Genomic DNA, 17,333 nt, shown 5'->3' with positions numbered 1-17,333 from the left:
GGACCGCCACCCGTGAGGAGGTCAGTCCCGATGGAGGCACACACGGGCGACCGGCTGCTGACGCACGGCAGGACCGTGGGACAGCACGACAAGGTCGCAGAAATCGTCGAAGTGCTCGGGGCCGGGGGCACTCCCCCGTACCGCGTCCGCTTCGAGGACGGACACGAACACCTGATTTCACCCGGTCCCGACAGCGTCGTACAGCACACCGAGACCCGGAAGCAGGCCCCGGAGACTCCGTAGCGGCCTCCGGCGGCCGGCATCGCTCCTCGCTCCCGGGACGGGGCCGGGCCGGTCCGTTCCCGGCAGCCCGCCCCGATCACCCGTCGCGTCCACCCCGTTCGGTCAGCGGGGTGGACGCACCCTGCTGCGGTAGTGGTCGCCGACCACCCGGTCCATGGCCCCGATCCGGTCCCTGACCACGTCCTTCCCGGAGAAGTAGACGTGGCCGCGCACCTGGTCGTACCGGGCGGCGAGGTCGATGTGCCGGGAGAGTTCGGCCGGGTCCTGCCAGGCGGCGGGCTGGGCCGGGTCACCGGCCTTGTACAGCGCCTCCCCCACGAACAGGTCGACCTCCGTGCCGCGCACCACCTCGCTCCACCAGGGCAGCAGCTTGGCGTAGTCGGCGGCGGCGAAGCCGATGTTCCAGTAGATCTGCGGGCAGATGTAGTCGATCCAGCCCTTCCTGATCCAGCCGCGGGTGTCGGCGTACAGATCGTCGTAGGTCTGTACACCGGCCTTGGTGTCGGAGCCGAGCGGATCGGTGGAGGCGTTGCGCCACACCCCGAACGGGCTGATCCCGAACTGGACGTTCTTCTTGATCTTCTTGATCCGCTCGGCGGTCTCGCGCACCAGCCTGTCGGTGTTGTCGCGCCGCCAGGCCGCCTTGTCCGGAAAGCCCGCGCCGTAATTGCGGTACGTGCCGTCGTCGTCGAAGACCTGCCCGGCCACCGGGTACGGGTAGAAGTAGTCGTCCCAGTGCACGGCGTCGATGTCGTAGCGGCGGACCGCGTCGAGCATCGCGTCCTGGACGAAGCTGCGGACCTCCGGAATCCCTGGGTTGTAGTAGAGCTTCCCGCCGTACGGCAGGACCCAGTCGGGGTGCAGCCGGGCCGGATGGGTGGCGGCCAGCCGGGACGGGTCGGTGTGGTTGGCGACCCGGTACGGGTTGAACCAGGCGTGCAGTTCCAGGCCGCGGCGGTGCGCCTCGCGGACGGCGGTGCCCAGCGGATCCCAGCCGGGGTCCTTGCCCTGGACGCCGGTGAGGTACTGGGCCCACGGTTCGTAGGGCGAGGGCCACAGCGCGTCGGCGGTCGGCCGGACCTGGAGGATGACGGTGTTCAGCCGCCGGTCCACGGCCTCGTCGAGGTAGGCGATCAGCTCGGCCTTCTGGGCGGCGGCCGTCAGGCCGGGCGCCGAGGGCCAGTCCAGATTGGCGACGGTGGCGACCCACATCCCGCGCAGTTCGCGCCGGACGACATGGCGGTGGCGGGAGTGCTCCGGCGCACCGGTCCGCCGGGAAGGGCCCGCGAAGGCGTCACCTGCCATGGTGACGGTGCTCACCACCCCAGCAACCACACCGGCCGCTCCCGCCACAAAGCTTCTTCGGGCCATTTGCCGCATTTCGCTGCACCTGCCGTCTCTCTGTCATCGTCGTCAACGGTCCGTCGCCCCTGTATTCAGGCGTAACGCAGAGCATGCCCGCCCCGGCCCACGATGACCCGTAGGTCGCGGAGTAACGTCGGGGGGTCGGGGCGGGCACCGGAATCAGACGGGAACCTGCGACACGCAGAACAGCGAAAGGCACGAGGTGACGGACTCTATGGCCGACATTGCACGCGTCGGAGTGGTGGGCTGTGGCCAGATGGGCGCGGGCATCGCGGAGGTGTGCGCCCGCAGCGGTCTTGAGGTCATGGTGGCCGAGACCACCGGCGAGGCGTTGGAGATCGGCCGCACCCGGCTGCACAACTCCCTCTCGAAGGCTGCCGACCGCGGCAAGATCACTCCGGAGGAGCGCGACGAGACACTCGCCCGGCTGAGCTTCACCACGGACCTGGGCGAATTCGCCGACCGCGACCTCGTCATCGAGGCCGTCGTGGAGAACGAGCAGGTCAAGACCGAGATCTTCCAGGTGCTCGACCAGGTGGTGACCCGGCAGGACGCGATCCTCGCCTCGAACACCTCTTCCATCCCGCTGGTGAAGCTGGCCGTGGCGACCTCCCGCCCGGACCGGGTCATCGGCATCCACTTCTTCAACCCGGCCCCGGTGCAGAAGCTCGTCGAGCTGATCCCCGCGCTGACGACGTCCGACGAGACGGTCAAGCGCGCCGAGGCACTGGTTCAGGACGTGCTGGGCAAGCACCCGATCCGCGCCCAGGACCGCTCCGGCTTCGTCGTCAACGCGCTGCTGATCCCGTATCTGCTCTCCGCGATCCGGATGTTCGAGTCGGGGATCGCCAGCCGTGAGGACATCGACAACGGCATGGAGCTCGGCTGCGCCCACCCGATGGGCCCGCTCAAGCTCTCCGATCTGATCGGTCTCGACACGGTGGCCTCGGTCGCCGACTCGATGTACGCGGAGTTCAAGGAGCCGCTGTACGCCGCTCCCCCGCTGCTCCAGCGCATGGTGGACGCGGGCAGGCTCGGCCGCAAGACGGGCTCGGGTTTCTACCCGTACTCCTGATCCTTCCTTCGTGCCCGTACGGGGCCGGGCCGGGCGATCCCCGGACCGGCCCCGTACGCGGTCGTGCGGTGCTGCTCACCCCAGCCGTAAGTGGCGCAGCATCATCAGTCCGGCGGCCATGCCCGCGGCCGGCACCTCGCCGCGGGAGATCAGGCCGGGCACCAGCTTGAGCGGTATCCACTCGCGGCGCGAGGACTCGAAGGCGTCGCTGGGTGCGCCGGTCCAGTAGGCGTGTTCGGACCAGTAGAGGTGGTGCCGGGCGTCGATGAGGCCGTTCGACGGCTCCACGGTCAGCAGCGGGCGCAGCGGTCCGGGGCGCCAGCCGGTCTCCTCCTCCATCTCCCGGGCAGCGGCGGCCGCGTTGTCCTCGCCGTCCTCCACGACGCCCGCGGCGAGCTCCCAGCCCCAGCTGTCCGTGATGAACCGGTGCCGCCAGAGCAGCAGCACCTCGTCGGCCTCGTTGACCGCGGTGGCCGCCGCGACGGGGCGCAGCCGGATGAGGTAGTGGTCGAGATGGCGTCCGTCGGGGATGACGACGTCCGCCAGATTGACCCGGAACCAGCGGTTCTCATACACAGTTTGTTCGTTCAGATTCGTCCATTGCACGGTTCTGCCACCTTCCGACAAGTAGGTGGCAATATCGCAGCAGGAGCAGGACCGGAAGGGAACGTACCGGTACCCCCGGCTCCACACTCAGGTCCCCCGGCTCCGCACTCACAGCGGTACGCGCAACGCCCCGTCGATCAGTTCGGCGGCCCGCCCCGCATCCGCGCAGCCGCTCGCCATCAGGTCCTCGCGCACGGCGCGCAGCCGGTCGCGCAGCCGCCGCGACTCCATGCCCCCGGCCCGCTCCGCCATCTCCACCGCGGTGGCCGCCGCCCGGTCCGCCTCGCCCTGGCGCAGCTCGATATGGGTCAGCATGGCCAGCCGGTGCACCCGGCCCCGGTCGTGCGCCGGAATCCGTACCGCCTTCGCCGCGTGCTCCCGGGCCCCCGGCAGATCGCCGATGCCGAGCAGCGCCTCGGCCACCTGCACATCGACCAGGCCCGGCTGCACGTAGCCCGTCTCGTCCGGCTCCCGGCCCGGCAGGATGCGCCCGGCCTCCGACTCGGCCCGCCGGATGCACTCCCGGGCCCCGCTCGCGTCGCCGAGGCGGGCGTACGCCTTGGCCTGCATCGCGTACAGATCGGCGGCGAGCGCCGGGCTGAAGTGTCCGGTGGTGGCCCGCAGCGCCGCCTGGGCGAAGGCCACGGACTGCCGGTAGTCGGCGAGGAGGAGCGACTGGTTGACCAGCAGGGCGATCACATAGCCGCCGAGCCCCCGGTCCCCGCTCGCCTTGGCCAGCCGCAGCGCCTGGTGGAAGTAGCGCTGGGCGAGCCCGTGCGCGTCGGAGTCGTACGCGCAGATCCCCGCGACCGCCACCAGCCCGCCCGCCGCCCGGTACAGCCGGCGGCCCATCGCGTCGCTGTAACCGCCACGCAGCAACGGGGCGGTCTCGGCGTTGAGGAAGCCGACGACGCGGGACCGGGTCGCGATTCCGCCCGCCCGGCGGTACATCAGTTCGTAGTGGGTACGGGCTGCGCGCAGAGTCACTATGTCGGCCATGGAGACCCGGCTCGCCCCGTCGCGGGAGACATCGGTGTCCTCCGGCGGGTTCTCCCACTCCCAGACCGGCATCACCGCCGTGGTGCCCGTGACGGCGGCCGGGGCGAGGGCGTGCGGGCGCTGCGCCTCGTCGGAGCGCCACAGCGCGGTGGCCCGCTCGACGAAGCCGGTGAGCGAGGAGCCGGGCACGGGAGAGCCGGTGCCCGGGGCCGCCATGCCGATGTCGTCCAGCGAGACGGGCCTGCTCAGCCGGTTGCCGAGCACATCGCAGATCAGGTCGGGCACCTGGCCGCGCGGGCGCTGGCCCTTCAACCAGCGGGCCACCGCGGTGTGTTCGTACCGCAGGCGCAGTCCGCGGGGGCGGCCGGCCCGGTTGATGTGCGCGGCGAGACCCGCCCGGGAGACGCCCGCCTCCTCGATCAGGGCAGCCAGCAGAATGTTGGGCTCCGTTGCCCCCATGTGCCCCTCCGGTGGTTCGGCACGCCGAGGCGTGTCGCACCAGTGGAGCACGATTCACACGGGGTGTGAACGCAATGCCCGAACCGTCCCGCTGCGCACCCTGTTGCGCCGGCGCGCGGATCGGTTGAATCAGTCGTCTCGCAAGAGGCGGACGGGTCGTCTGCTCCCCCTCGTACAGCACGACGACCCGCAACCGCGCCGTCCGCGCTGCCGACCTGCCCGACACTCCGTGGCAGCGCGGACGGCGCCGGACCGCACGGCCCACTGCCCACGGATCGGAGGGTGGCTGCGGGATCGGCTCGGAGCCGGGTTCCCCCGGGTCGCGCCGGGGCCCGCGTGCGGTCCACGCCGTTCGGCGAGCATGGCTGGAGGGGCGCATCCGATCACCGGATGCGCCCCTCCTCGCCGTATTCGTACGGAACGCTACGCGCCCCGCAGCACCGCGCCCGTCCGCTCGGCGGCCAGGGCCACCGCCGCGTCGCGCGCGGCCGACGCCTCGTCCACGGTCAGCGTGCGGTCCGCCGCGCGGAAGCGCAGCGCGTACGCGAGCGACTTGCGGCCCGCACCGATCTGCTCACCGGTGAAGATGTCGAACAGCCGCACCGATTCGAGCAGTTCGCCCGCGCCCTCGTGCAGCGCCCGCTCCACATCGGCGGCCGGGACGTTCTCCGCGACGATCAGCGCGACGTCCTGGGTCGCCACCGGGAAGGTGGAGATCCGGGGCGCCTGGAGCGCGCCGTCGACGGCCTGCTCCAGGACATCGAGCTCGACCTCCATGGCGCAGGTGCGCTCGGGCAGGTGGAGGTCCTTGACGACCCGCGGGTGCAGCTCACCGGCGTGACCGAACAGGGTCTCCTCGCCGTTCACCGTGACGTACAGCGCGGCGCAGCGGCCCGGGTGCCACGGCTGGCGCCGGTCGCTGCGCACGGTCACTTCGACGCCCGCCTCCTGGGCGATCGTGCGGGCGGCCTCGATGGCGTCCGCCCAGTCGGCCGGGCGGCCCCTGCCCCACCAGCCGGCCTGCTCGCGGGCGCCCGTGAGGACGACCGCGGCGTGGCGCGGCTGGCGCGGCAGCGCGGCATCGAGTCCGGCGATCTCCTCGTCGGTGGGACGGCGGTCGACGGGCAGCCGGAGGGGCTTGGTCTCGTTGCCGGTCGGTCTGAAGACCAGGCCGGTCTCGAAGAGCGCGAGGTCGTGGGCGCCGCGGCCGTCGTTGCGCCGCAGTGCGCCGAGCAGGCCCGGCAGCAGCGTGGTGCGCAGCGCCGGCTCCTCGTCGGAGAGCGGGTTGACGAGCTTGACGGTACGACGGCGGGCGTCGTCGGCGTCGAGCCCGAGCTGGTCGAGGACGGCCTCGCCGATGAACGGGTAGTTCAGCGCCTCGACGTAGCCGGCTCCGGCGAGCGCCCGGCCGACCCTGCGGTACAGCCGCTGGCGGTCGGTGAGCCCGCGGCCGGACGGCGGGGTCGGGAGGGTGGACGGGAGGTTCTCGTAGCCCTCCAGCCTGATGACCTCTTCGGCGAGGTCGTTCGGCTCGGTGAGGTCGGGGCGCCAGGACGGCACGGTGACGATCAGCTCGTCCTGCCCGTAGACGTCGCAGCCGACCTCCTGGAGGCGGCGTACGACGGTCTCGCGGCCGTAGTCGACGCCGGCCACCTTGTCGGGGTGGTTCGCGGGCATCGCGATGGTGCGGGGCGCCGACGGTGCGCTGACCTCGGTGACCCCGGCCTCGGCGGTGCCGCCGGCGAGCAGCACCAGCAGGTCCACGGTGCGCTGCGCGGCGGCCGCGGCGGCCTGCGGGTCCGAGCCGCGCTCGAAGCGCTTGGACGCCTCGGAGGACAGCTTGTGGCGGCGCGCGGTCCGGGCGATGGAGATCGCGTCGAAGTGCGCGGCCTCGATGACGACCTCGGTGCTGCGGTGCTCGCCGTCCTGGACGTCCGCGATCTCGGTGTTGGCACCGCCCATGACGCCCGCGAGGCCGATCGGCCCGCGGTTGTCCGTGATGACCAGGTCCTCGGCGTCCAGGACGCGGACCGTGCCGTCGAGGGTGGTGAGCTTCTCGCCCTGCTGGGCGCGGCGCACCCCGATCGGCCCGTCGACACGGGTGCGGTCGTAGGCGTGCAGCGGCTGGCCGAGCTCCAGCATCACGTAGTTGGTGATGTCGACGGCGAGCGAGATCGGGCGCATCCCGGCCTTCTGCAGCCGGCGCTGGAGCCAGATCGGGGAGCGGGCCTCGGGCTGGAGGCCGACGACGGTGCGCGCGGTGAACCGGTCGCAGCCCATCGGGTCGGCGACCTTGACCGGGTAGCCGTACGCGTTCGGCGCGGGCACGTCCAGCAGCGCCGGGTCGCGCAGCGGCAGCCCGTACGCGATGGCGGTCTCGCGGGCGACGCCGCGCATGGAGAGGCAGTAGCCCCGGTCCGGCGTGACGGCGATGTCCAGGACCTCGTCGACGAGCTGGAGCAGCTCGATCGCGTCGGTGCCGGCCTCGTGCTCCGGCGGCAGCACGATGATGCCGTGCGTGCCGTCGTCGCCCATGCCGAGCTCGTCGGTGGAGCAGATCATGCCGTGCGAGGTCTTGCCGTACGTCTTGCGCGCGGCGATCGCGAAGTCACCGGGCAGCACGGCGCCCGGGAGGACCACGACGACCTTGTCGCCGACGGAGAAGTTGCGGGCGCCGCAGACGATCTCCTGCGGCTCGCCGGTGCCGTTGGCGCCGCCGACGTCGACCGTGCAGAAGCGGATGGGCTTCTTGAAGCCCTCCAGCTCCTCGATGGTCAGTACCTGTCCGACGACCAGCGGGCCCTTGAGGCCGGCGCCGATCTGCTCGACGGTCTCGACCTCCAGACCCACGGCGACGAGCTTGGCCTGTACGTCACGGCCGGTCTCCGTCGCCGGCAGGTCGACGTACTCCCGCAGCCAGGAAAGCGGGACGCGCATCAGATCTCCATCCCGAACGGCCGGGTGAACCGGACGTCACCCTCGACCATGTCTCGCATGTCTTCTACGTTGTGGCGGAACATCAGCATCCGTTCGATGCCGAACCCAAAGGCGAATCCGCTGTACTTCTGGGGGTCGACGCCGCAGGCGATGAGCACCTTGGGGTTGACCATGCCGCAGCCGCCGAGCTCGATCCAGCCCTCGCTGCCGCAGGTGCGGCAGGGGCGGTCCGGGTTGCCGACGGACGCGCCGCGGCAGACGTAGCAGACCATGTCCATCTCGGCGGACGGCTCGGTGAACGGGAAGAAGTTCGGCCGCAGCCGGGTCTTCATGTCCGGTCCGAAGAGCGCCTGGACCATGTGGTCCAGGGTGCCCTTGAGGTCGGCCATGGTGAGGCCCTCGTCGACGGCCAGCAGCTCGATCTGGTGGAAGACCGGGGTGTGCGTCGCGTCGAGCTCGTCGGTGCGGTAGACGCGGCCGGGGCAGACGACGTAGACCGGCGGTTCCCGGTCGAGCAGGGAGCGGGCCTGGACCGGCGAGGTGTGGGTGCGCAGCACGACCCCGGACTCGTCGTTCCTGGCGCCGTCGGGACCCTGGACGAAGAAGGTGTCCTGCATCTGCCGGGCCGGGTGGTCGGGCACGAAGTTCAGGGCGTCGAAGTTGAACCACTCCGCCTCGGCCTCGGGGCCCTCGGCGACCTCGTAGCCCATGGCCACGAAGACGTCCGCGACGCGCTCCATGATGGTCGTCAGCGGGTGGCGGGCGCCGGCCGGGGTGCGGTCGTACGGCAGCGTGACGTCCACCGCCTCCTCGACCAGCACGCGGGCGTCCCGCTCGGCCTCCAGCTCCGCCTGACGGGCGGCGAGGGCCTTGGAGACGGCGCCGCGGGCCTGGCCCACGCGCTTGCCCGCCTCGGCCTTGGCCTGCGGCGGCAGTGCGCCGATCTCGCGGTTGGCGAGCGACAGCGGCGAGGTACCCCCGGTGTGCGCGGTCTTCGCCTGGGCGAGCGCGTCGAGGTCACCGGCGGCGGCGAAGGCGGCGAACGCCTCGTCCCGCATGCGCTCGATCTCTTCCGGTTTCAGTGCCTCGACCTCGACTGGGTCGTACGACTTGTTCGGTGCCGACATCTCTTCCCGTGCTTCCGATTGGCTGATACTGCGCTTACCGGGGAAGGCCCCGGACCCCCATGGCCCCGATCGACGACTGGAGGACGCAAAGGTGCCAAAGGTCGAGTCTAAGGGCCACAGGATGTGTGGGAGGCCCGTGGGCCGCTCAGACCAGGTAGGCCGGCGCGCTCACGGGCAGGATAAATCGGAACTCCGCGCCGCCGCCGGGGCCGCGGCCGACCGTGATCGTGCCGCCGTGCGCCTCGACGATGCCCTTGACGATGTAGAGGCCCAGGCCCGTACCGCCGCGCTTGCTCCCCCGCCAGAAGCGGGTGAAGACACGGCCCATCGACTCCTCGGGGATGCCGGGGCCTTCGTCGCTCACGGTGACCGCCGTTCCCTTCTCGTCGCTCGCGGGTGCGGGTGCGACTTCAATGGTGACGGTTCCCTCGCCGTGGCGCACCGCGTTTTCCAGCAGGTTGCCGAGCACCTGGTCGACCTTGTCCGGGTCGGCCCAGACCGCGGGCAGCGGCTGGCAGGTGCGGACGAGGAAGCGGTCGGGGTCCTGGCCGGTGGCGGTGAGGGCCTGGACGTGGCGTTCGACGGCGAGGGACAGGTCCACGGGCTGGCGCCGCAGCTCCAGGCGTCCGGAGTCGATCCGGGAGATGTCGAGCAGCTCGGCGATGAGCCGGGTGACGCGGCCGGCGTCGGCGTCGACCGTCTCCAGCATCAGGCGCTTCTGGTCGTCGGTGAACCGCTCCCACTTGGCCAGCAGCGTCGCGGTGAAGCCCTTGACCGAGGTCAGCGGGGAGCGCAGCTCATGGGCGACCGTGGCGATCAGCTCGGCGTGGCTGCGTTCGTTGCGGCGGCGGGCCTCGGTGCCGCGCAGCGAGACCACCACCCGGCGCACCGGCCCGGTCGGGTGCTCGCGCACGTAGCGGGCGGAGACCAGGACCTCCCGGCCACCGGGCAGCAGCAGATTGCGCTCGGGCTGGCCGACCCGGGTGGCGAGGCCGTCGTAGGGGTCGGTCAGGGTCCACCAGCGGCGGCCCTTGAGGTCCTCCAGCGGCAGTACGTGCTCCAGGGCGCGGCCGAGGGCGGCGGCCCGGGGCACCGTGGTGATCCGGGTGGCCGCGGCGTTGAAGCAGATGATCCGGCCGGTCTCGTCGGCGACGGCCAGGCCGTCGGGCAGGTCGTCGGGGTCGATCCCCATGTCGAAGACTCCGGGCTCCGGATTCTCGGCCGCGTCGCCCGCGCCGCCGGCGGGTTCGCAGGCGCGCACGACAGCCGTATGTGTCTCGCGCGGCCTGCTCATGCCGACAGCCATATCCCGTACCCCACCTCTCGAACCGGTGCAGTGGGCCCCCGAGTTCGCCACCCTACTAGTCGTCGGTGACCCGGCGACACCCTGCGATGTCACCGCGGGCGCTGGGCCCTCGCGGAGGCGTACAGGCATACGGCTGCCGCCGTCGCGAGGTTGAGGCTCTCCGCCCTGCCATGGATGGGCACCCGCACCACGGCGTCGGCCAGTGCCCGGGTCTCCTCCGGCAGGCCCCAGGCCTCGTTGCCGAACACCCAGGCGGTCGGCCCGCCCATGGTGCCCGCGTCGAGTTCGTCGTCGAGGTCGTCGTCGCCCGCGCCGTCGGCGGCGAGAATCCGTACCCCCGCCGCCCGCAGTCCCCGCACGGCCTGCTCGACCGGGACACCCACGGCGACCGGCAGATGGAAGAGCGAACCGACCGACGCCCGGACCGACTTGGGGTTGTAGAGGTCCACCGACGCGTCGGTGAGCACGACGGCGTCGGCGCCCGCCGCGTCGGCGCAGCGCAGCACCGTCCCGGCGTTCCCGGGGTCGCGTACGTGGGCGAGGACGGCGACCAGCTTCGGCCGCGCGGCGAGGATCGCGTCGAACGGGGAGTCGAGGAAGCGGCAGACGCCGATCAGGCCCTGCGGGGTGACGGTCTGCGACACATCGGCTAGCACCTCGCTGTCGGCGAGGTGCACCCGGGCGCCGGCCGTGTGGGCCGCGGCGACGATGTCGGCGTACCGCTCGGCCGCCTCGACGGTGGCGAACAGCTCGATCAGGGTCGGCTCGCCGTCGCTGCCGCGGTGCTCGGCGGCCTCGCGCACGGCCTGCGGCCCCTCGGCGATGAACCTGCGCTCCTTGCCGCGGAAGTTGCGCCTGGCCAGCCGCCGGGCGGCGGCGACGCGTGGCGATCGCGGGGAGATCAGTTCGGGGGTGCCCATGGTCGGCGGCGAGCCTCTCTGCATACGGAGGTGGCGGACGTACGGAACGTGTCGTGCAACGCACGGGACCCGCAGACGGCGAGCGCCTGCGGGTCCGGAACGGAAGACAGTGCGGCCTGGATCAGGCGGCCTTCGGGGCGTTGACGTCGCTCGGGAGGGCCTTCTGGGCAACCTCGACGAGGGCGGCGAACGCGTTGCTGTCGTTGACCGCGAGCTCGGCCAGGATCTTGCGGTCCACCTCGATGTTGGCGGCCTTCAGACCCTGGATGAGGCGGTTGTACGTCATGCCGTTCTGGCGGGCAGCGGCGTTGATGCGCTGGATCCACAGCTGACGGAAGTCGCCCTTGCGCTTCTTGCGGTCGTTGTAGTTGTAGACGAGGGAGTGGGTGACCTGCTCCTTCGCCTTGCGGTACAGGCGGGAGCGCTGGCCGCGGTAGCCGCTGGCCTGCTCGAGGATTGCCCGGCGCTTCTTGTGAGCGTTTACTGCCCGCTTGACGCGTGCCACTTTTTAACTCCTTGTAGCGGGGCTGGTGTTCGCGGTGTCGACGCAGCCAGCCCGGAAACGAATTGGTCCCGGTCTCGAATTCACCGCCCGCGGATTCACCGCGGGCCGCGAACTCACTTGCCGAGAAGCTTCTTGATCTTCTTGGCGTCGGACGGAGCCACTACGACCGTGCCGGTCAGCGAGCGGGTCTTCTTGGACGACTTGTGCTCAAGAAGGTGGCGCTTGCCGGCGCGCTCACGGAGCACCTTGCCGGAGCCGGTGATCTTGAAGCGCTTGCTGGCACCGCTGTGCGTCTTGTTCTTCGGCATCGCGCCGTTCTCTCCTCGTCAGTGGCGCCCCTCGCGGTGCGGGCACCGGGCAGCAGGGGCGTCAGATCTTGGTGGGAATTCCGGGGTGACCCGGGGCCGCCTGGATGGCGGCCCCCTGAGGTCAGGCCTCGGAAGGTGTCTCGGCCGGAGCCTCGGGCTGCGCTTCGGCAACCTCGTCCGCGGCCTCGGCGTCGGGGGTGGAACCCTGACGCTCCGCCTTGCGGGCGGCCTGAGCCTCGCGGGCCTCGGCCATGGCTTCGGTCTTCTTCTTGTGCGGGCCCAGAACCATGATCATGTTCCGGCCGTCCTGCTTCGGGTTGGACTCGATGAAGCCGAGTTCCTCCACATCCGAAGCCAGACGCTGGAGCAGTCGGAAGCCCAGCTCGGGGCGGGACTGCTCACGACCACGGAACATGATCGTGATCTTGACCTTGTCGCCCTGCTTGAGGAACCGGACGACGTGACCCTTCTTGGTGTCATAGTCGTGCGGGTCGATCTTCGGCCGGAGCTTCATCTCCTTGATGACCGTGTGCGCCTGGTTCTTGCGCGCCTCACGGGCCTTCATGGCCGACTCGTACTTGAACTTCCCGTAGTCCATGAGCTTGCACACGGGCGGACGGGCGGTCGCCGCCACCTCGACCAGGTCGAGGTCGTACTCCTGTGCGAGTTCCAGGGCCTTGGCAAGCGGAACAATCCCGACCTGCTCGCCGCTGGGACCGACAAGTCGCACCTCGGGAACGCGAATCCGGTCGTTGATGCGGGGCTCGGCGCTGATGGATCCTCCTCGGTAGCACCACGCGGCCGCCTGGCAGACAGCCACGTAACGTCTGTTTCGTTGGACCAACCGCACGAGGGCAAGAAAAATGCCCCGGACGGGACACAGGCGGGGCTCCTGGAACAACCGGAACCACCGCGGTCAACCGCGGGGCGCATCGGGCGGTCCCATCGTCCGTACGGAACGATGGCCACCGCCTGACCGGATGACCCGCCGTCCCGGAGGACAGTCAGGTGGGAGATCGGAGCCTCCACTTGTGGGCCGGGCACATAGCTGCCCAGCCGGTCGTTACACAAGGTTAGCAGCTCCCCCGGGCGGGCGCTAACCGGCTCCCGCCCGCCGCTCCCGCGGACGGGACGGCCCCGGGGTGGGCCTATCGTATGGCCCATGAGTGACGCGACCCCCACCAGTGATTCCCCCGGCTTCGACGACATGACCCGCGACATCGCGGAGGTGCCCGCGGTCGAGGTGATCGTCACGGTCGCGGTCAATCTGATGAGCGCCGCCGCCGTGAAGCTCGGGCTGACCGAGGACGGCGACGAGCACAAGGACCTCGACGAGGCCCGCAAGCTGGTGCACGCACTGGCCGGTCTGCTGGACGGCAGCGCCACCGAGATCAGCTCCTTCCACGCGGCCCCGCTGCGGGACGGCCTGAAGTCGCTGCAGCTCGCGTTCCGCGAGGCGTCGCTCGTACCGGACGAGCCCGGTCAGGGCCCCGGCGAGAAGTACACCGGTCCCGTCTTCGGCTGAGCCCCGCCCTCCTGTTTCTGCGGTCCCGCGAAGACTGCTTTCTGCGGTCCCGCGAAAACTGCCGAGTCCCCTGCCCGTCCGGGCAGGGGACTCTTTGCGTACGGCGCGATCAGCGCGTGAAGAGCGGCTCTCCCGGGGCGGCGGCGTCGGCCGGGAGCAGTGCCAGGTCCAGGCCGCGCACCAGGCGGGCGCGCAGCACCTCGTCGGCCGCCAGCGCGTCCGCGACCCGGCGGGCCGCCTCGGCGGGCTCGGCGCCGGGGACGAGTACCAGGGCGAGGGTGCCGTCGGCCCGGCCCGGTCCGAGGTGGGCCCGGAGCACCGCGGGTTCGGCGGCGACCGCGTTCCGCACCGCCGAGGTGACGGCGGGGTCGTCCAGCGGGTCGGCGCTGGTACGGCCCTCGGCGAGGGCGAGCAGCGCGGAGCCGGTCAGCTCGAACGCGACCGGGCCGGCGAGGTCGAGGACGACCGTGTCCGCCTTCTCGTGCGCGGCCGCCTGCAGCGCCTGGTGCAGGGGTACGGCGACGGGGCGGGCCTGGGGATCCCAGCGGGCCAGTGAGCCGGTCGAGGTGAAGGCGGGCAGGGCCCGGCGGTCCCCGGCCTGGAGGGTGGGGACGGCCATGTCGCTGGTCTTCTCGCGGCGCAGCCCGTTCTCGTCCTCCTCCACCTCGCCCAGCACGGCGACGACCGGGACGAGGAGCCGGGCGCCCCTGAGGGCTTCGAGTACCGGGCCGACGGCCTTGCGGTCCTCGGCCCAGGCGGCAAGTGCCGTCGCCAGTGCCGGGTCGGCCGTGCCGTCGTCGTCGGAGTATCCGGGGTCCGGAATGTTCTTCTGCGCCACGGGGCGAGCCTAGTGCCTGGGCCGTGCCGCCCCGTCGACAGGTCCGTATCGTCCGTACCGGCCGCCGGACCGCCCGGGTCACGGCGACGGAGGGTGAGGAGCGGGAGGTGGATCTCGACGTGGCGCTGACCGCGGCGGTGGAGCCGCTGACGGCCGGTGCGGACGGTGTGCGGGTGTCGGTCGCCGTGCTGGACACCGGCAGCGGGGCGCGGGCGGTCCACGGGGACGGTTCGTTCGACACCGCGAGTGTCGTCAAGGTGGATCTGGTCGCGGCGCTGCTGCTGATCGCCCAGGACGAGGGGCGCGCGCTCACCGCGGTCGAGCACGAGCGGGCCGCCGCCATGATCGAGCGGAGCGACAACGCCCGCACCACCGCGCTGCTGCGGCAGATCGGCGGTCCGGCGGCGCTCGACGCGGCCAATGCCCGCCTGGGCCTGACCGGGACGAAGGCGGCGCACGCCTGGGGGCTGACCCGGACCACGGCGGCGGACCGGCTGACGCTGTTGCGGGCGGTGTTCGGCACGGAGTCGGAGCTGAGCGTGGAGTCCCGCGCGTATCTGCGGGGACTGATGGAGCGGGTCGAGGCCGGTCAGCGGTGGGGGGTGTCGGCGGCGGGCGACGGCTGGGCGCTGAAGAACGGCTGGATGCCACGGACGACGACCGGGCTGTGGGACATCAACAGCATCGGCCGGGTCCGGGCCGACGGGCGCACCTGTCTGGTGGCGGTGCTCTCGGACGGGCAGCCGACGAAGGAGTCCGGGATCGCGCTGGTCGAGGCGGTGGCGAAAGCGGCGGTGGGAGTGCTCGGCAGGGCGCGGTGAGCCGCGGCGGTCAGCCCCGTACGGAGGCCGGGCCGCGGCCCCTGTCGCGCCAGAGCACCACCGCCAGGGCCAGCAGCACCGCTCCGAGACCGCCCGCACCGGCCGCGAGCCAGCCAGCGGGGCTGCTCTCGTGGTGCTCGGGAGCGGGACCGGCGCCGAAGTAGCGCTTCCGGTAGCCGGCCCCGGTGGATTCGGCGCGCAGGCCGGCGGGGCGGAGCGCGGCGCCGGCCTCGATGGCCGCGGCGGGGTCGACGATGCCGTACCCGCGGGCGTCGTCCCGGCCGGACGCCGGGCCGCCGCGGGCCGTGTCCGCGAGGAGCTTCTTGATCTGGGCGGGCGAGAGTCCCGGATGCGCGGCGCGGACCAGGGCGACGGCGCCGGAGACGAACGCGGAGGCGGCGGAGGTGCCCCACTCCACGTAGTACTGCTGGTCGGGTGCGGCGACGACGATGTCGACCCCGGGTGCGCTGACGGTGGCGTACCAGCGGCGGGTGGAGAACGCGGCGTGGGTGCCGTACCGGTCGACGGCGGCGACCGCGATCACGCCGGGGTAGGCGGCGGGGTACGAGATGTGGTCGCCCTTCTCGCCGCCGTTGCCCGCGGAGGCGACGACGACGGCCCCCTTCTTCAGCGCGTACTGGATGGCGGCGTCCTCGCCGGGCTCGGGGTGCGCGGACTTGCTGTCGTCGCCGAGCGAGAGGTTGATGACGTCGGCGCCGTGGTCGGCGGCCCAGCGGATGCCGTCGGCGAGGGCCGTGCCGCGTGACTCCCGGGCCTTGGCGCGGGACGGGTCGGAGGCTTCGAGGATCACCCGGACCGGGAGGATCTTCGCCTCGGGCGCGATGCCGAGCACCCCGTCATCACGTCCCGCTCCATGGCCGTGACCTGCGATGATGCCTGCCATCGCGGTGCCGTGGCGAGCCCAGGAGCGATCGCCGCGGCGGGCGCCGAAGCCGATCATGTCCTTGCCGGGCAGTACTTGGCCGGTCAGATCGGGCAGGTTGCCGTCGACCCCGGTGTCGACGACGGCGACGGTGATGCCCCGGCCCTTGGTGGTCCGCCACGCCTGGTCGGTGTGGAGTGTCTGGAGGCCCCACTGCTGGTCCCGGATGGCGTCGGCGCGGGCCGGTGCCGCGGGCAGGAGCGCGAACGCGGTGGCGGCGCAGACCGCGCCCAGGGCGCGGTGGCGGCGGGTGCGGCGGCTCATTCCGGCTTCTCCGTGAGGTCGGTGACGGTCCTGCGCAGACCGCGCTCGATCCGGTCGGCGATGCCCTTGGCCTCGTTGCCGAGCCCGGCCTGGGCGGCGGCCGTCGTGGCGTTCGCGGCCATGGCCCTGTCGACGGGCTGCGGGTCGGTGACGGTGCGCCCGTCGGCGAAGCCGGACACGGCGGACACGACGACGGGCACATCGGTCAGTACGTGGACGGTCCAGCTGGCGCGCTGCCGGTCGCCGAATCCGGCGGCTGCCGTGCCCTTGACGGGGTAGGTGCGGGGCATCAGGTCGGTGCGCCGGCCGAGGTGCTGGCCGGTGAAGCGGGTACTCAGCGCCTTCATCGCCGCCTCGTCGCCCTCGGTGAAGATCAGCCCGACCGTGGTGACGCTGCTGGCGGTGGCGTCGGTGTAGGTGGCGCGGAGCATGCGGGCGCAGCCGACCGGGCCGAGGGTCCGGGCCAGCAGCGGGTCCAGGCCGGCCCGGCAGCCGCTGTCCGGGGCGACGGCGATCCGGGTCCAGACCCGGTCGGCGCCGCCGGGGCCCGCTCCGTCGCCGGTCAGGGTGCGGGGGAAGAGGGTGTCCACGGGGACGCTGTGCCAGGCGGAGCGTCCCACGGTGTAGGTGCTGTGGGCGACGGCGTCGGCCGAGGAGTCGCTGGTGAGCCAGGCGCCGGTGGCCGCGCCTCCGATCAGTCCGAGCCCGAGCACGACACAGGCCGCGGCGGTCGCGGTCCTGGCGGGGTGCCGGGTCCGGATCGGGCGCAGCCGGGTGGTGGTCTCGGCGGGCGTCTCGGGGCGGGGCAGGACGTACGGCGGGAACTGCTGGTGCGGCTGCTGGTGCTGGTTCGGCTGCTGGTGCTGCTGCTGGTGTGCGTACGGGAAGGCGGGCGCCGGTCCGGCCGGCGGCGGGGCGGCTCCGGGGCGCGGGGTGAGGTCCACGGCGCCGACGGGCCGCCGACGGGTCACGGCGGGCGGCTGCTCGGGGCGCGGCGGAGCGGTGGGCGCAGGCGTGGTGGCGACCGGCGGAGCCGCGGGCGCGGGCGCGTCGGGGGTGGGGGCCGGGGGTACCGGTCGCAGGCGGGCCGTG

Annotated in this window: 17 protein-coding genes; 4 read left to right on the top strand and 13 right to left on the bottom strand. The window is 72.2% G+C overall.

All coding sequences use genetic code 11. The features are described 5' to 3' along the window. Positions 1–30: 30 nt before the first annotated feature. Positions 31–243, top strand: a complete 213-nt coding sequence (locus ABZ622_RS11870; RefSeq protein WP_360542204.1) for a DUF1918 domain-containing protein — start codon at positions 31–33, stop codon at positions 241–243. 102 nt (positions 244–345) lie between these two features. Here the strand turns inward: ABZ622_RS11870 and ABZ622_RS11865 are convergent, their stop codons facing one another. Continuing rightward, on the bottom strand, positions 346–1,623 hold the full coding sequence (locus ABZ622_RS11865; RefSeq protein ID WP_360542203.1) for a family 10 glycosylhydrolase: 1,278 nt from the start codon (positions 1,621–1,623) through the stop codon (positions 346–348). A 199-nt stretch (positions 1,624–1,822) separates the two neighbouring features. On the opposite strand from ABZ622_RS11865, the gene ABZ622_RS11860 reads away from it, so the two are divergent. Then, on the top strand, positions 1,823–2,683 hold the full coding sequence (locus ABZ622_RS11860; protein WP_266917113.1) for a 3-hydroxybutyryl-CoA dehydrogenase: 861 nt from the start codon (positions 1,823–1,825) through the stop codon (positions 2,681–2,683). Between the two features lie 75 nt (positions 2,684–2,758). Here the strand turns inward: ABZ622_RS11860 and ABZ622_RS11855 are convergent, their stop codons facing one another. The 9 genes from ABZ622_RS11855 to infC all read right to left on the bottom strand — a co-directional run bounded on the left by ABZ622_RS11855 (position 2,759) and on the right by infC (position 12,670). Beyond that, positions 2,759–3,289: an NUDIX domain-containing protein gene (locus ABZ622_RS11855; RefSeq protein WP_360542202.1), complete on the bottom strand. Its 531-nt coding sequence runs from the start codon at positions 3,287–3,289 to the stop codon at positions 2,759–2,761. Positions 3,290–3,397: 108 nt separating this feature from the next. Continuing rightward, on the bottom strand, positions 3,398–4,747 hold the full coding sequence (locus ABZ622_RS11850) for a transcriptional regulator (protein ID WP_360542201.1): 1,350 nt from the start codon (positions 4,745–4,747) through the stop codon (positions 3,398–3,400). A 423-nt stretch (positions 4,748–5,170) separates the two neighbouring features. Next, on the bottom strand, positions 5,171–7,684 hold the full coding sequence (pheT, locus tag ABZ622_RS11845; protein ID WP_360542200.1) for a phenylalanine--tRNA ligase subunit beta: 2,514 nt from the start codon (positions 7,682–7,684) through the stop codon (positions 5,171–5,173). After that, positions 7,684–8,811 (bottom strand): phenylalanine--tRNA ligase subunit alpha, encoded by a 1,128-nt coding sequence (gene pheS / locus ABZ622_RS11840; RefSeq protein WP_360542199.1) that lies wholly within the window; start codon positions 8,809–8,811, stop codon positions 7,684–7,686. The genes pheT and pheS overlap by 1 nt, the downstream gene beginning before the upstream one ends. Before the next feature lie 145 nt (positions 8,812–8,956). After that, positions 8,957–10,117 carry a PAS domain-containing sensor histidine kinase gene (locus ABZ622_RS11835; RefSeq protein ID WP_360542198.1) on the bottom strand — a complete coding sequence of 387 codons (1,161 nt, stop codon included), beginning with the start codon at positions 10,115–10,117 and terminating at the stop codon, positions 8,957–8,959. An 89-nt stretch (positions 10,118–10,206) separates the two neighbouring features. After that, complete coding sequence (locus ABZ622_RS11830; RefSeq protein WP_360542197.1) at positions 10,207–11,037, bottom strand: RNA methyltransferase; 831 nt, start codon at positions 11,035–11,037, stop codon at positions 10,207–10,209. A gap of 121 nt (positions 11,038–11,158) precedes the next feature. Further along, positions 11,159–11,542 carry a 50S ribosomal protein L20 gene (gene rplT, locus ABZ622_RS11825; RefSeq protein ID WP_072484442.1) on the bottom strand — a complete coding sequence of 128 codons (384 nt, stop codon included), beginning with the start codon at positions 11,540–11,542 and terminating at the stop codon, positions 11,159–11,161. A 113-nt stretch (positions 11,543–11,655) separates the two neighbouring features. Then, entirely contained in the window at positions 11,656–11,850 is a 195-nt protein-coding gene (rpmI, locus tag ABZ622_RS11820) for a 50S ribosomal protein L35 (protein WP_072484441.1), read from the bottom strand. Between the two features lie 121 nt (positions 11,851–11,971). Then, positions 11,972–12,670, bottom strand: a complete 699-nt coding sequence (gene infC / locus ABZ622_RS11815) for a translation initiation factor IF-3 (RefSeq protein WP_360542196.1) — start codon at positions 12,668–12,670, stop codon at positions 11,972–11,974. Between the two features lie 342 nt (positions 12,671–13,012). Here infC and ABZ622_RS11810 point away from each other — a divergent pair, with 342 nt between their 5' ends. Next, a complete protein-coding gene (locus tag ABZ622_RS11810) occupies positions 13,013–13,375 on the top strand; it encodes a DUF1844 domain-containing protein (RefSeq protein WP_124718752.1) in 363 nt (120 codons plus the stop codon). A gap of 109 nt (positions 13,376–13,484) precedes the next feature. On the opposite strand, the gene ABZ622_RS11805 is transcribed toward ABZ622_RS11810, so the two are convergent. Further along, a complete protein-coding gene (locus ABZ622_RS11805; RefSeq protein ID WP_360542195.1) occupies positions 13,485–14,213 on the bottom strand; it encodes an SseB family protein in 729 nt (242 codons plus the stop codon). Between the two features lie 107 nt (positions 14,214–14,320). Here ABZ622_RS11805 and ABZ622_RS11800 point away from each other — a divergent pair, with 107 nt between their 5' ends. Beyond that, entirely contained in the window at positions 14,321–15,034 is a 714-nt protein-coding gene (locus ABZ622_RS11800) for a serine hydrolase (RefSeq protein WP_360542321.1), read from the top strand. A 10-nt stretch (positions 15,035–15,044) separates the two neighbouring features. Here ABZ622_RS11800 and mycP read toward each other — a convergent pair whose 3' ends face one another. Both mycP and ABZ622_RS11790 read right to left on the bottom strand, forming a co-directional pair. Beyond that, a complete protein-coding gene (gene mycP / locus ABZ622_RS11795) occupies positions 15,045–16,241 on the bottom strand; it encodes a type VII secretion-associated serine protease mycosin (RefSeq protein ID WP_360542194.1) in 1,197 nt (398 codons plus the stop codon). Next, the gene (locus ABZ622_RS11790; RefSeq protein ID WP_360542320.1) at positions 16,238–17,185 is read right to left on the bottom strand and encodes a hypothetical protein; all 948 of its coding nucleotides are present in this window, start codon (positions 17,183–17,185) and stop codon (positions 16,238–16,240) included. The genes mycP and ABZ622_RS11790 overlap by 4 nt, the downstream gene beginning before the upstream one ends. Positions 17,186–17,333 lie beyond the last annotated feature (148 nt).

Source organism: Streptomyces sp. NPDC007164, from assembly GCF_040634135.1.
Taxonomy (GTDB): Bacteria; Actinomycetota; Actinomycetes; order Streptomycetales; family Streptomycetaceae; genus Streptomyces; species Streptomyces sanglieri.
Note: the sequence above shows the minus strand (reverse complement) of the source record. Positions and strands in the feature narration are given on the sequence as shown.